Source organism: Gemmiger formicilis, from assembly GCF_024462815.1.
In the GTDB taxonomy this organism is placed as follows: Bacteria; Bacillota; Clostridia; order Oscillospirales; family Ruminococcaceae; genus Gemmiger.
Genome location: NZ_JANGCG010000025.1, coordinates 1 through 14,367 on the forward strand (window position 1 = coordinate 1; position 14,367 = coordinate 14,367).

10 protein-coding genes are annotated in these 14,367 nt (G+C 59.8%); 6 read left to right on the top strand and 4 right to left on the bottom strand.

Annotated elements, in window-relative coordinates; translation table 11 throughout:
• The first annotated feature begins 165 nt into the window (after window positions 1-165).
• Both nagB and nagA read left to right on the top strand, forming a co-directional pair.
• On the top strand, window positions 166-894 hold the full coding sequence (nagB, locus tag NE623_RS13540; protein ID WP_256272911.1) for a glucosamine-6-phosphate deaminase: 729 nt from the start codon (window positions 166-168) through the stop codon (window positions 892-894).
• Between the two features lie 19 nt (window positions 895-913).
• Window positions 914-2,041: an N-acetylglucosamine-6-phosphate deacetylase gene (nagA, locus tag NE623_RS13545; RefSeq protein WP_256272909.1), complete on the top strand. Its 1,128-nt coding sequence runs from the start codon at window positions 914-916 to the stop codon at window positions 2,039-2,041.
• Between the two features lie 183 nt (window positions 2,042-2,224).
• On the opposite strand, the gene NE623_RS13550 is transcribed toward nagA, so the two are convergent.
• Both NE623_RS13550 and typA read right to left on the bottom strand, forming a co-directional pair.
• Window positions 2,225-3,559, bottom strand: coding sequence for an alanine/glycine:cation symporter family protein (locus NE623_RS13550; RefSeq protein ID WP_256272908.1), 1,335 nt, complete (start codon window positions 3,557-3,559; stop codon window positions 2,225-2,227).
• Between the two features lie 308 nt (window positions 3,560-3,867).
• On the bottom strand, window positions 3,868-5,697 hold the full coding sequence (typA, locus tag NE623_RS13555) for a translational GTPase TypA (RefSeq protein WP_256272907.1): 1,830 nt from the start codon (window positions 5,695-5,697) through the stop codon (window positions 3,868-3,870).
• Between the two features lie 237 nt (window positions 5,698-5,934).
• On the opposite strand from typA, the gene NE623_RS13560 reads away from it, so the two are divergent.
• Window positions 5,935-7,593, top strand: a complete 1,659-nt coding sequence (locus tag NE623_RS13560; RefSeq protein WP_256272906.1) for a putative manganese-dependent inorganic diphosphatase — start codon at window positions 5,935-5,937, stop codon at window positions 7,591-7,593.
• Window positions 7,594-7,703: 110 nt separating this feature from the next.
• On the opposite strand, the gene NE623_RS13565 is transcribed toward NE623_RS13560, so the two are convergent.
• Both NE623_RS13565 and NE623_RS13570 read right to left on the bottom strand, forming a co-directional pair.
• Entirely contained in the window at window positions 7,704-8,702 is a 999-nt protein-coding gene (locus tag NE623_RS13565) for an acyltransferase family protein (protein WP_256272905.1), read from the bottom strand.
• 1 nt (window position 8,703) lies between these two features.
• Window positions 8,704-9,183 (bottom strand): COG2426 family protein, encoded by a 480-nt coding sequence (locus tag NE623_RS13570; protein WP_256272904.1) that lies wholly within the window; start codon window positions 9,181-9,183, stop codon window positions 8,704-8,706.
• A gap of 226 nt (window positions 9,184-9,409) precedes the next feature.
• Here NE623_RS13570 and eno point away from each other — a divergent pair, with 226 nt between their 5' ends.
• From eno to pflA, 3 genes are all read left to right on the top strand, one after another.
• On the top strand, window positions 9,410-10,705 hold the full coding sequence (eno, locus tag NE623_RS13575) for a phosphopyruvate hydratase (protein ID WP_256272903.1): 1,296 nt from the start codon (window positions 9,410-9,412) through the stop codon (window positions 10,703-10,705).
• Window positions 10,706-11,030: 325 nt separating this feature from the next.
• The gene (pflB, locus tag NE623_RS13580; protein ID WP_256272902.1) at window positions 11,031-13,283 is read left to right on the top strand and encodes a formate C-acetyltransferase; all 2,253 of its coding nucleotides are present in this window, start codon (window positions 11,031-11,033) and stop codon (window positions 13,281-13,283) included.
• 196 nt (window positions 13,284-13,479) lie between these two features.
• Window positions 13,480-14,241 (top strand): pyruvate formate-lyase-activating protein, encoded by a 762-nt coding sequence (gene pflA / locus NE623_RS13585; RefSeq protein WP_256272901.1) that lies wholly within the window; start codon window positions 13,480-13,482, stop codon window positions 14,239-14,241.
• The last annotated feature ends 126 nt before the right edge of the window (window positions 14,242-14,367 follow it).

A 14,367-nucleotide genomic window follows, 5' to 3' on the forward strand; every position in this document is an offset into this window, starting at 1 on the left:
CGCCGGGGGGGGGGGGCCCCCCCCCCCCCCACGGCCTTTTGTTTGGAAACGAAATTTTGGTATAAAATTCAAATTTAGGTCATGGTATACCATGGCGCAGCGTGGTATAATGCAAATAGGAATAATGGAGCGCACCCGCTCCGAAATATCAGGAGGTATTTTCCCATGAAAATCATCCGTGCAAAAGACTACTACGATATGTCCCGCAAGGCCGCGAACATTATCTCGGCGCAGGTCATTATGAAGCCCAACTGCGTGCTGGGTCTGGCCACCGGCGGCACACCCGTGGGTACCTACAAGCAGCTGGTTGAGTGGTACAACAAGGGCGATATCGACTTCTCGGAGGTCACCACCGTCAATCTGGACGAGTACCGCGGCCTGCCGAAGGAGCACCCCGAGAGCTATTGGAGCTTCATGCACCGCAACCTGTTTGACCATGTGAACATCCGCCCCGAGGCCATCAACCTGCCCGATGGCACGAACCTCGACGCTGCGGCCGAGTGCGCCCGCTATGATGCCGTTATCCACAGTGTGGGCGGCGTGGATTTGCAGCTGCTGGGCATCGGCAACGATGGCCACATCGGCTTCAACGAGCCGAACGAGGCCTTTGAGCTGGGCACCCACTGCGTGGACTTGAAGCCCGAGACCATCGAGGCCAACAAGCGCTTCTTTGACGGCAACGCGGACCTCGTTCCCAAGCAGGCCTACACCATGGGCATCAAGACCATTATGCAGGCCCGCAAGGTCCTGATGGTTGCCAACGGCAAGGGCAAGGCAGACATCGTCAAGAAGGCGTTCTTTGGCCCGGTCACGCCGGAGGTTCCCGCCAGCATCCTGCAGATGCACCCCGACTTCATTCTGGTCGGTGATGAGGAAGCCCTGAGCGAGATTTGATTTGCGGAGGAACACTGCAATGATACTCAAAAACGCAAAAGTTTACAGCGACGGTTGCCGCTTTGTAGAGAAAGATCTTATCATCCGTGACGGCCGCATCGTCTTTGGCGCAGCCGCGCAGGAGGGCGAGGAGGTCATTGACGCGGGCGGTGCCTACGCGCTGCCGGGTCTGGTGGATATCCACTTCCACGGCGCGGTCGGCCATGATTTCTGTGACGCCGATGAGGCCGGCCTGCAGGCCATTGCCGACTTTGAGGCCAGCAAGGGTGTGCTGGCCATCTGCCCCGCCACGATGACCTTCAGCGAGGAAATCCTGAACGGCATCATGGATGTGGCCGCCGCCCACAAGAATGAGCGCGGCGCAGATTTGGTCGGTATCAATATGGAAGGCCCCTACATCAGCCCCCGCAAGGTCGGTGCACAGAACCCGAAGTACGTTATGGCAGCGGATGCGGGTATGTTCCGCCGCCTGCAGGCGCGCAGCGGCGGGCTGATCAAGCTGGTGGACGTGGCCCCCGAGGAGCCGGGCAATCTGGATTTTATCAAGGAATGTCATGATGAAGTGCGGATTTCGATTGCGCACACCTGCACCGACTATGACACGGCCAAGGCCGCGTTTGCCGCGGGTGCCAGCCATATGACCCACCTGTACAACGCCATGCCGGGCATCACCCACCGTGAGCCGGGCCCCATCATTGCCGCGCTGGAGGAGGGTGCCGAGGTCGAGCTGATCACCGACAATGTACACATCCACCCCGCCATGGTGCGGTTCACCTTCAACACGTTCGGTGCCGACCATGTGATTCTGATTGCCGACAGCATGATGGCCTGCGGCCTGCCCGATGGCCAGTACAGTCTGGGCGGTCAGGCCGTCACGGTGCGCGGCCCCCGCGCCACCCTGACCGAGCAGCCCGGCACGATTGCGGGCAGCGCAACCTGCCTGTTTGACTGCATGAAGCGCGCTGTGCTGGATATGGGCGTGCCGCTGGAGAGCGCCGTCCGTGCCGCCACGCTGAATCCGGCCCGCAGCATTGGTATTGACGCCGACTACGGCAGCCTGGACGCCGGCCGCATCGGCAATGTGGTGCTTGTCAATGACAAGCTGGACATCCTGAAGGTCATCCGCCACGGCAAAGTGATTGGTTAAAGGCCGAAATAGCAATAAAAAGCTCTGTCTGCAGCAATGCGGACAGAGCTTTTTTGACGTTTGGGTGGTTACCCGGTAATAGTGCGTTAGGCGCGGCGGATGATAAACGGCGGATTGTTGTTTTTGAGTTCATCCGTAGGGCGGGAAAAAACCACCTCACCCGGGTAAGCACCGTTACCCACATTATTTCCTGTCAATGGCTACCACCACGCCGGAGAGGGCCAGCAGGGCCAACAGGTTCGGGATGGCCATCAGGCCGTTGAACAGGTCGGCCAGCGCCCAGACAAGGTCAACCTTTAGCGTGGAACCGACCAGAATAAACACAACCACAATGACGCTGTAGAGCGGCAGCAGCTTCTCACCAAAGAGCGCCTTGAAGTTCGACTGGCCGAAGAAATACCAGCCGATAATCGTTGAAAACGCGAAAAAGAACATACACACGGCAATAAAAACCGGACCGAAAGCGCCGAACGCCTGACTGAAGGCGGCCTGCGTCAGCGCGGTGCCGGTCAGCCCCTGCGGGATGAGCCCCGAGACAATCAGCACAAGGCCGGTCAGCGTCAGCACCACAAAGGTGTCGATAAAGACGCCCAGAATGGCCACCGCGCCCTGGTCCTGCGGGCGCTTGACCTTGGCCAGTGCGTGGGCGTGGGGCGTGGAGCCCAAACCGGCCTCGTTGGAGAAGAGCCCGCGTGCCACGCCAAAGCGCATGGCCTGCTGCACCGTCACACCGGCCAAGCCGCCGGCCATTGCCTGCGGCTGGAACGCCAGCACAAAAATCTGCGCCAGCGCGTTGGGCAGTGCCTTGAAGTTGAGCGCCAGAATGATAACGCAGCCCACGATGTAAAACGCCGCCATAATGGGCACAACTTTTTCGGTGACGGCGGCGATTCTCTGCACGCCGCCCAGAAAGATGAAGGCCGCAATGGCCGCGATAATCAGTCCAACCACCAGCTGGTTCATGCCGAAGGCGTTGGAAAACGCATCGCCGATGGAGTTGGACTGCACCATATTGCCCATAAAGCCCAGCGCCAGAATGATGAGCACCGAAAACACGGTGGCCAGAACCTTGCCGACCCGGCCCTTGAACGCGGCGCGGATGTAGAACGCGGGCCCGCCGGTGACCTGACCGTTCACCGTGGTTTTGTAGTGCTGCGCCAGCACGGCCTCGGCGTAGATGGTGGCCATGCCGAAAAACGCCGACACCCACGTCCAGAATAGCGCGCCCGGGCCGCCGCTGACCAGCGCCGTGGCGCAGCCGGTGATGTTGCCGGTGCCGACCTGTGCCGCAATGGCCGTGGTCAGCGCCTGAAAGCTGCTCATTCCGTCGGCGTCCGCTTTTTTGCCGCGCAGGGTAAAGCCGCCGAACACCCGGTGCACGCCCTCGCCAAAGCGGCGTATCTGCACGCCCCGCAGCCGCACGGTAAAGTAAATGCCCGTGCCAACCAGCAGGAACAGCAGAAGTGAATTCCACAGTATATCGCTGAACTGCTCGATGAAAGTTGTAAATTCTGCCATGATTGCCCCCTGTTTTTACATCCGTACTTTTCATAACTTTCCGCACCCCGCCGCAATGCGGGGGACTTATTAACTATACAATGATTTTTATGTAAAGTCAAGCGTATTTGTACGGCGAACAATATGGGCGAGGGGAGAGTGGTCACCCGGGCGAGGATGCAGGCGGGAAATGCGGAGGGGTCAAGACCCCTCCCTACAGAGTGGGTGAACCGGAGCGGTTGCCCGGTGAAGGGCAGTGTATACGGAGTAGCTATACAAAAAAGGAAGCCGACCCTCCATAAAAGGGTCGGCTTCCAGTATACACAATCTTACTTATTCTTCTTGCTGGCGGCCTTCATGCGCAGGTCATGGTCGAGGATGCGCTTGCGGATACGCAGGTTCTCGGGGGTGACCTCCAGCAGCTCGTCGGGGGCCAGGAATTCCAGGCAGCCCTCCAGGCTGAACTTGCTGATGGGCACTAGACGCAGGGCGTCATCACTGCCGGAAGCACGGGTGTTGGTCAGGTGCTTGGTCTTGCAGACGTTGACGGTGATGTCCTCGCCGGTCGGGGTATAGCCGACGACCTCGCCCGCGTAGACTTTCTCGCCTGCGTTGACAAGCAGGGTGCCGCGCTGCTGGGCGTTGAACAGACCGTAGGTCACAGCGTCGCCGGTGTCAAAGCTGATGAGGGAGCCGGTGGAACGGGTCTGGATATCGCCGCACCACTCCTCGTAGCCGTCGAAAATCGTGTTCATGATGCCTTCACCGTGGGTGTCGGTCAGGAACTGGCTGCGATAGCCGAACAGGCCGCGGCTGGGCATACGGAACTCAATGCGGGAACGGCTGTTCATCATCTGCATATTCATCAGGATGGCCTTGCGGGCACCCAGAGCCGTCATAACGTTGCCCTGATAGATTTCGGGCACGTCGATGACAACGCGCTCCATAGGCTCCATGACCTTGCCGTTCTCCTCGTGGGTCAGAACGTGCGGGGGGCTGACCTGCAGCTCATAGCCTTCGCGGCGCATCGTCTCAATCAGGATGGACAGGTGCATTTCGCCGCGGCCCATGACGCGGAAGGAATCGTTGGTGGCGGAATCCTCCACCTTCAGGGCAACGTCCTTCAGCAGCTCGCGCATCAGGCGGTCACGAATCTGGCGGGAGGTGACGTACTTGCCCTCCTTGCCGGCAAACGGGGAATCGTTGACCGAGAAGGTCATCTCGACCGTGGGGTCGTTGATCTTGACAAAGGGCAGGGGCTGCACCTTGCTGGGGTCGCAGATGGTGTTGCCGATGGAGATGTCGGGCAGACCTGCAAAGGCGATAATGTCACCAGCCTGTGCGCTCTCGATGGGCTCACGGCCGTTGGCCTTGAAGTCAAACAGCTTGGTGATGCGGCCGGTCATATGCACATCGGGGTTGTGCCAGTCGCAGACCTGAATGGGGCTGCCGACCTTGATGACGCCGTTCTGCACGCGGCCAACACCCATGCGGCCGACGAAATCGTTGTAGTCAACGCTGGAAACCAGCATCTGCAGCGGCTCGTCAGGCTCGCCCTCCGGCGGCTGGACATACTTCAGGATGGTATCGAACAGGGGCATCAGGTCCTTGCCGGAGGAGGGGTCGGTCCAGTCATAGCTGGCCGTGCCGTTACGGCCGGAGCAGAACACCATCGGGCTGTCCAGCTGCTCGTCGGTAGCGCCCAAATCCATGAGCAGCTCCAGAATCTCGTCGATGACCTCGGCAATGCGGGCGTCCGGGCGGTCAATCTTGTTGACAGCAATGACCAGAGACAGGTTCTGCTGCAGGGCCTTCTGCAGGACGAAGCGGGTCTGGGGCATACAGCCCTCGGCCGCGTCAACCAGCAGCAGAACGCCGTTGACCATCTTCAGCACGCGCTCGACCTCGCCGCCGAAGTCGGCGTGGCCCGGGGTGTCAACGATGTTGATTTTAACGCCCTTGTACTCACAGGAGCAGTTCTTGGCCAGAATTGTGATGCCGCGCTCACGCTCGATGTCGCCGGAGTCCATGACGCGCTCGGCCACCTGCTGGTTGGCACGGAAAGCGCCGGACTGCTTCAGCATCTGGTCGACCAGAGTGGTCTTGCCGTGGTCGACGTGCGCAATGATTGCAACGTTGCGGAGATTTTCCTGAATCATATACGTTCCCTCTCAAATTAAAAATGCCGATAGACTGATATTTGTAAGGGCAAAGCCCCAATATCCACATACTAATTTATCATACGCTATAATGTGCTATTTGTCAAGAATCGCAAAACAGAAAAATGTGTGCTATAATAGAATAGTATTATAGGCAATTTGTTGGGTAAAGTTGAGGCAATACCGCACCGCCACTTAGAATTATGCGGTGTTGCCGTGAGAGAGGTTTTATTTTATATGGCAACAAAAGCGATGCGCCACATCAATATCATCGGCCACCAGAACCCGGACACCGACTCTATCTGTTCGGCGCTGGCCTACGCGTGGCTGAAAAACCGCGGCAGTCTGGAAGGAATGTATGAGGCCCGCCGCGCCGGGCACGTGAACCGAGAGACGCGGTTTGTGCTGCAGCATTTCGGCGTGGAGCCGCCGCGGCTCTGCACCGATGTGAGCCCCCAGATCAAGGACATTGACATCCGCAAGCAGCCGGGCATTGACGGCGAGATGAGCGTGCGTGCCGCGTGGAACCTGATGCGTGATGTGGAGATTGACACGCTCTGCATTGTGGGCAAGGATAATGAGCTGCAGGGGCTTATCACCATCAAGGATATTGCCGACGCCAATATGGATTTGTTTGATACTGCCGTGCTGGCCGCCGCCAACACCCGCTGCCGCAACCTGCTGGAAACGCTGGAAGCCGAGCTGGTGGTGGGCGATGCCGATGCCCGCATTGACAGCGGCCGCATCTGCATCGGCTCCAGCCCCGAAATTATGGAGGAGCTGGTCCGCCCAGGCGATCTGGTGCTGGTCTCCAACCGGTACGAAACCCAGATGTGCGCCATCGACTGCGGCGCGCAGGCCATCGTTGTCTGCTGCGGCTCTGCGGTGCCGCGCACCATCATTGCCCGCGCGCAGGAGAAGGGCTGCGCGGTGTTGGCAACCCCCTACGATACCTATGCCGCGGCGCGGCTTGTCTCTACCGCCGCGCCGGTGCGCCACTTTATGCGCACCAAGGAGCTGCTGAAATTCAGCGTCAATACGCCGATTGAGGACGCCAAGAAGGTTATGGCCAACGTGCGCCACCGCTACTTCCCGATTCTGGACGAGAACGGCAAGTACTGCGGCGTGGTCAGCCGCCGTAACCTGTTGAACCTGCACCGCAAGCAGGTCATTCTGGTGGACCACAACGAGCGCACCCAGGCCGTGGACGGTCTGGAGGAAGCGGACATTCTGGAAATCATCGACCATCACCGCATCGGCAATCTGGAAACGACCGGGCCGGTCTACTTCCGCAATGTGCCGGTGGGCTGCACGGCAACGATTCTGTACCAGATGTACGAGGAGCAGGGCCTGACGCCCAGCCGCGAGATTGCGGGCTTGCTGCTGTCGGCCATTCTGTCCGACACGCTGGTGTTCCGTTCGCCGACCTCGACCCCGCAGGATGAAGCCGCCGCCAAGGCGCTGGCCGAGCTGGCGGGCGAGGACATCCCCTCCTACGCCGAGCAGATGTTTGAGGCCGGCGCTGACCTGACCGGCCGCACGGCGGAGGACGTGTTCAGCTCGGACTTCAAGGCGTTCAGCCGCGGCGATGTGCGGTTCGGCGTGGGGCAGTCCACCTATATGACCGACAAATCCCGCGCCGCCGCCGAGGCGTTGGTGCAGCCCTTCCTGCCCGAGGCCAGCCGCCGCGAGGGCCTGCCGCTGATTTTCTATATGTTCACCGATATGAAAACCCAGAGCACCGACCTGATGTTCTACGGCCACAACGCCGAGGAAATCGTCCGGGACGCCTTCCACGTGGAGCCGGAGGGCAGCATGGCCCGCCTGCCCGGCGTGGTCAGCCGCAAAAAGCAGCTGATTCCGCCGCTGCTGGCCGCCTTGCAGGCAAGACAGTAAGGCTGTTACCGCTTGCTGTGGCAAACCGGGAACTTGCGGCGGGGTGGGGTCACCCCGCCCTACGCACAGAATAAAAACAGCGCAGCCTTTTTTGCAAGGCTGCGCAATTTTTATGCGATTTTTTTGATGACTTTGCTGATGGGGGCGCTTATGGCCATAAGCGCCGCGGCCAGCACAAAGCTGATGACCAGATACACCGGGAACATTGCTGCCAACGGCAGGGCAAGCCGCTGGACAAGGGGCAGATACACCAGCGTCAGCAGAACATGGTGCACCAGGTACACGCCATAGCACCAGCCTGCCAGTCGCCGCAGGGCGGGGCAGAGCGCCGCGGGCAGGCGCTGCCCGGCCAGATACACAACCCAGAACAGCACCGCGGCCAGCACCAGCAGCACCGCAAGGCGCGGCACGGCGGGAACCCACAAAAGCGGGAACACGGCAAGCCCGGCAAGCAGGCATTTCGGCGGCAGGCGGTCCTTTTTTAACAGCGTGCCAAACCAGACGCCCAACGCAAACGCAGGCAGGCGGCCCAGCACAGTGTGCCCGGCCTCCCACGGGGCGGGGCAGACAAGCGGCCAGAGCAGCGCCAGCGCGGCCATACAGACGGCCAGCACCCGGCGGCGGGCGGTGGATTCCATGCACCACAAAAGCAGGGGAAAAACCAGATATAAAATCAGGATAACGCCCAAAAACCACTCGCCGATTTTGTAGAAGGTGACAGTCACAGGGGAGAGGTAGCCGTCCACACCAAACAGCGAAAATACAACACGCCAGCGCGGAATCTCCGCATTATTGCCGTGCAGAACCTCGCCGTACAGGAACAGCGCCCCAAAGCCCAGCCAGAACGCCGGGTAGGTGGCGGCGGCGCGGCCCACCAGATACGGCCGCAGTGCAAACCGCCCCTGCCACTGCAGGCAGAGCGCCGCGCCGGACAGCAGGAAAAACCACGCCAGCCCCAGCTCCACCCAGTCGGCCATGCCGCGCCCGATGAAGGCGGTCGGCACGGCAAAGCCGAAGCGCGCCGCCTCGATGCAGTAGTGGTAGCACAGCACCGGCAGCAACGCCGCCAAACGGACGACGTCTAAGCCGGGACGATAATTTTTTGGCATTTTATGCCACCACCGCGCCAAAGGCGGAGACGCCCAGCACGCTCAGCACGCCCATGATGCAGCCGGCCAGCAGCACACCGCCCATGCAGGCGCGGACACTGGACTTGAAATCCATATCCAGCAGGCTGGCGGCCAGCGTGCCGGTCCATGCGCCGGTGCCCGGCAGGGGGATGCCGACAAACAGCAGCAGTGCCCAGGGCAGGCCGCGGCCCGCCTTGGCCTTCAGCTTTTCGCCGCCCTTATGTCCTTTTTCAAGGCAGAAGGTGAAGAATTTGCCGATGACCGGCTTATCCGCGCCCCACTCCAGCACCTTGCGGGCAAAGAAAAAGATGAAGGGGACCGGAATCATATTGCCGATGATGGCAATGATGTACACCTGCCACAGCGGCAGGCCCAGCCCCACGCCGATGGGGATCGCGCCGCGCAGCTCGATGATGGGAACCATCGAAATGAAGAAAACGCTCAGATATTTCGTCAGCATTTGAAAACCTCGCTTATACGTCAAAACCAGTAGTACAGATAAAATTTATTATACAGGATATGGAGGCGGATGGCAAGGGGAAGCGTGAAAATAGGAGGTAAGGTCTTGACAAAAACGGTTAGTCTATGCTATCTTACTTTTGGTTAGATAAAGCTAACCAAAAGAATCGCTTTGTCCCTTTTCGGGCATACTGGTAAAAGTATTGAATAGAAAGGACTTTGCACCTATGAGCTATCTGGAAATTGAGAAGGTCATCGGCCGCGAGATTATCGACTCCCGCGGCAACCCCACTGTCGAAGCCGAGGTCTGGCTGGCGGACGGCACCATCGGCCGCGGCGCGGCCCCCAGCGGCGCCTCCACCGGTGAGTTTGAGGCGCTGGAGCTGCGCGACGGCGACAAGAGCCGCTTTGGCGGCAAGGGCGTCAGCAAGGCTGTGGAGAACATCAACACCACCATCAACGAGGCGCTGGTCGGGCTGGATGCCTCCGACATCTACGCGGTGGACGCCGCCATGCTGCAGGCGGACGGCACCAAGGACAAGTCCAACCTTGGCGCAAACGCCATTCTGGCGGTCTCCATTGCGGCGGCCCGCGCCGCGGCACTCTCGCTGGATATTCCACTGTACCGCTTTTTGGGCGGCGTGTCCGGCAACAAGCTGCCTGTGCCGATGATGAACATTCTGAACGGCGGCGCGCACGCGGCCAACACCGTGGACGTGCAGGAGTTTATGATTATGCCCGCCGGTGCGCCCAGCTTCAAGGAGGGCCTGCGCTGGTGCACCGAGGTGTTCCACGCACTGCAGGCGCTGCTCAAGAGCAAGGGGCTGGCTACCTCTGTCGGCGATGAGGGCGGCTTTGCGCCCGACCTTGCCAGCGACGAGGAGGCTATCCGGTATATTCTGGAGGCCATCGAGAAGGCTGGGTATGTCCCCGGCAAGGACTTTGTGCTGGCGATGGACGCGGCCTCCAGCGAGTGGAAGGGCAGCAAGAAGGGCGAGTACAGGCTGCCCAAGTGCGGCAAGGTCTTTACAAGCGAGGAGCTGGTCGAGCACTGGAAACAGCTGGTTGAGAAGTACCCCATCTACTCCATCGAGGACGGTCTGGATGAGGAGGACTGGGAAGGCTGGCAGCATATGACCAAGGAGCTGGGCGGCAAGGTGCAGCTGGTGGGGGATGATTTGTTCGTCACCAACACCGAGCGCCTGGCCAAGGGCATCAGCCTGGGCTGCGGCAACTCCATCCTGATTAAGCTGAACCAGATTGGCTCTGTGTCCGAGACGCTGGAGGCCATCAAGATGGCCCACAAGGCCGGGTACACCGCCATTGCGTCCCACCGCAGCGGCGAGACCGAGGATACCACGATTGCGGATCTGGCCGTGGCGCTGAATACCTGCCAGATCAAGACCGGCGCTCCCAGCCGCAGCGAGCGCGTTGCCAAGTATAACCAGCTGCTCCGCATTGAGGAGGAGCTGGGTGCCGCCGCCCAGTACCCGGGCTTTGGGGCGTTCAATGTGAAGCGTTGAGTTTGCGCGCGATATTCCGGAAATATCACCCAGCCCCTACGGAGTAACCGTAAAATACCGTTATATTTTATGGTATGGCAGTTTATCGACGCCCTTTCATTTTCGCCCTGCCGGGGCGAAAACTCCACCATATTTATTATTTTTTATTTCTTATTTGCTACTTTGCCCCAAGAAATTGTTGCCCCGACAACATACAAATCCCTATCTTTTTGGTATAGTATCCGTGCCCGCAAAAAATGTTGTTGCGCGGGCGAGAATTTTCCTGTATAATAAGCCCGTCGGCGTTCCGACAGGTTCGCTAACTGAATTTTAAATGAGGTGCACAATGACAGATTTCAAACAGTGGGAAGGCTTTGAAGGCCGCATCTGGAAAGAGGAAGTCAACACGCGTGACTTTATCCAGAAGAACTACACCCCCTATGACGGCGACGAGAGCTTCCTCGCCGGCCCGACCGACGCTACCAACAAGCTGTGGGGCGCCCTGCAGAAGCTGCAGAAGGAAGAGCGCGCCAAGGGCGGCGTGCTGGATATGGAGACCGAGGTTGTCTCCGGCCTGACCGCCTACGGCCCCGGCTACATTGCCCCCGAGCTGAAGGATTTGGAGAAGGTTGTCGGCCTGCAGACCGATAAGCCCCTGAAGCGCGCCTTTATGCCCTACGGCGGCATCAAGATGGCGGAGCAGGCCTGCACCACCTACGGCTACCAGCCCAGCGAGAAGCTGCACGAGATTTTCACCAAGTACACCCGCACCCATAACCAGGCCGTGTTTGATGCCTACACCCCCGAGATGAAGAAGGCCCGCCACAGCCATATCGTCACCGGTCTGCCCGATACCTACGGCCGCGGCCGCATCGTCGGCGACTACCGCCGCGTGGCCCTGTACGGCATCGACTTCCTGATCCGTGAGAAGCAGAATGACTTCAACAACTGCGGCGATGGCACCATGACCGAGGAAGTAGTGCGCCAGCGCGAGGAAATCGCTATGCAGATTTCCGCCCTGAAGGGCATGAAGGAGATGGCCGCCGCCTACGGCTTTGACATCTCCCAGCCCGCCGCCAACGCCCGCGAGGCCGTGCAGTGGCTCTACTTCGGCTATCTGGCCGCCATCAAGACCCAGAACGGCGCTGCTATGTCCGTTGGCCGCGTGTCCACCTTCCTGGATATCTACATCCAGCGCGACCTTGACAACGGCACCCTGACCGAGAGCGAGGCTCAGGAGCTGATTGACCATATGGTCATGAAATTCCGCATGGTCAAGTTCGCCCGCATCCCCAGCTACAACCAGCTGTTCAGCGGCGACCCCGTCTGGGCTACGCTGGAGGTCGGCGGCATCGGCATGGATGGCCGTTCCATGGTCACCAAGAACGATTTCCGCTTCCTGCACACGCTGGAGAATATGGGTCCCGCCCCCGAGCCGAACATGACGGTTCTCTACTCCTCCGCCCTGCCCAAGACCTTCAAGGACTACGCCTCCAAGATTTCGATTGAGACGTCCAGCGTCCAGTACGAAAATGACGATGTCATGAAGCCTGTCTGGGGCGATGACTACTCCATCTGCTGCTGTGTTTCCGCCACCCAGACCGGCAAGGAGATGCAGTTCTTCGGCGCGCGCGCCAACCTGGCCAAGTGCCTGCTGTACGCCATCAACGGCGGCGTGGATGAGAAGCTGGGCGAGCAGGTCGGCCCCGCCTACGCCCCCATCACGGCCGAGTACCTCGACTACAACGAGGTCATGGCCAAGTATGACGTCATGATGGACTGGCTGGCAGGGCTCTATGTGAACATCCTGAACCTCATCCAGTATATGCACGACAAATACTACTATGAGGCTGCCGAGATGGCCCTGATCGACACCGATGTCCGCCGCACCTTTGCGACCGGCATTGCGGGCTTCAGCCATGTGGTCGACTCTCTGTCCGCCATCAAGTATGCCAAGGTCAAGTGCATCCGCAACGAGCAGGGCCTTGTCACCGATTACGAGATCGAGGGCAACTTCCCCAAGTACGGCAACGATGACGACCGCGCCGATGATATCGCCGTGGAGCTGCTGCGCAGCTTCCTCGAGAAGATCAAGCGCCGCCACACCTACCGCAACTCCGAGCCCACCACCTCCATCCTGACCATCACCTCCAACGTGGTGTACGGCAAGGCCACCGGCGCTATGCCCGACGGCCGCAAGGCATACACTCCGTTTGCTCCCGGCGGTAACCCGAGCTACGGTGCCGAGACCCACGGTCTGCTGGCGTCCCTCAACTCCGTTGCTAAGCTGCCCTACCACTGGGCGCTGGACGGCATCTCCAACACCCAGACCATCAACCCCGATGCGCTGGGCCACAGCGAGGGCGAGCGCGTGACCAATCTGGTGCAGGTCATGGACGGCTACTTCGATCAGGGTGCCCACCACCTGAACGTCAACGTTTTCGGCACCGAGAAGCTGATTGACGCGATGGAGCACCCCGAGAAGGAGGAGTACGCCAACTTCACCATCCGCGTTTCCGGCTATGCGGTCAAGTTCATCGACCTGACCAAGGAGCAACAGCTTGACGTTATCGCACGTACCTGCCATAAGGTTCTGTAAGCTCTGAACCCAATAGGGCCCGCAGCCGCGGCTGCGGGCTTTTTTGTGGTATACTATTATTGCAAGGGGGCGTCCCCGCTGCCCCGGCGGGCAGGGGACTGCCCGCCCTACATCCGGTACAGCCCCGTAGGGCGGCCAGTCCTCTGGCCGCCGAGCGGCCCGGACCCGAATCCATTTCCAAACGGAGGCACACTTTATGTCCGAAACCTTAGGCTATATCCATTCTGTTGAGACCTTCGGCCTTGTCGATGGCCCCGGCGTGCGGTATATTATCTTTTTGCAGGGATGCGCTATGCGCTGCCAGTATTGCCATAACCCCGAGACATGGGCCTTTACCAAAGAAAACGCCAAGACCCCGCAGGAGGCGTTCAACGCTGCCTACCGCTACCGCAACTACTGGCGCAACAACGGAGGCCTGACCATCAGCGGCGGCGAGCCGCTGCGCCAGCTGGATTTTGTCAGCGAGGTGTTCCGGCTGGCACGTGCCAAAAAGGTGCAGACCGCGCTGGACACCAGCGCACAGCCCTTTGCGCCTGAGGACGCCGCGTGGATGGCCCGCTTTGACAAGCTGCTGGAAAATACCGACCTTGTGATTCTGGACTTGAAAGAAATAGATGACGAGAAGCACAAAAAACTGACCGGCCACACCAACAAGAACATTCTGGCTATGGCGCAGTATGTGGCAGCCAAGGGCGTGAACCTCTGGATTCGGCACGTGCTGGTGCCCGGCCTGACCGATGACGCGGACGGCCTGTGGGCACTGGATGCGTTCATCAAAACGCTGCCCACGGTGCGTCGCGTTGAGGTGCTGCCCTACCACACGCTGGGGCTGTTCAAGTGGCAGAACCTGGGAATCCCTTACCCGCTGGACGGCGTGCGCGTGCCTACGGCCGAGGAGGTGGCCACGGCAGAGGAGCTGCTGCACGTGGCAGACTACCCCGATGCGCCAAAAAAATAAATTCCACAAAAATAGTAGGAATTATTTTGGGAAAACACTTGACATCAGCGCTTTGGTATGGTAAAGTATAACCGTGGTTAGCGGATACTAACCATAACCAATCTCGAGCCCGCCGGCTGTTTGCCT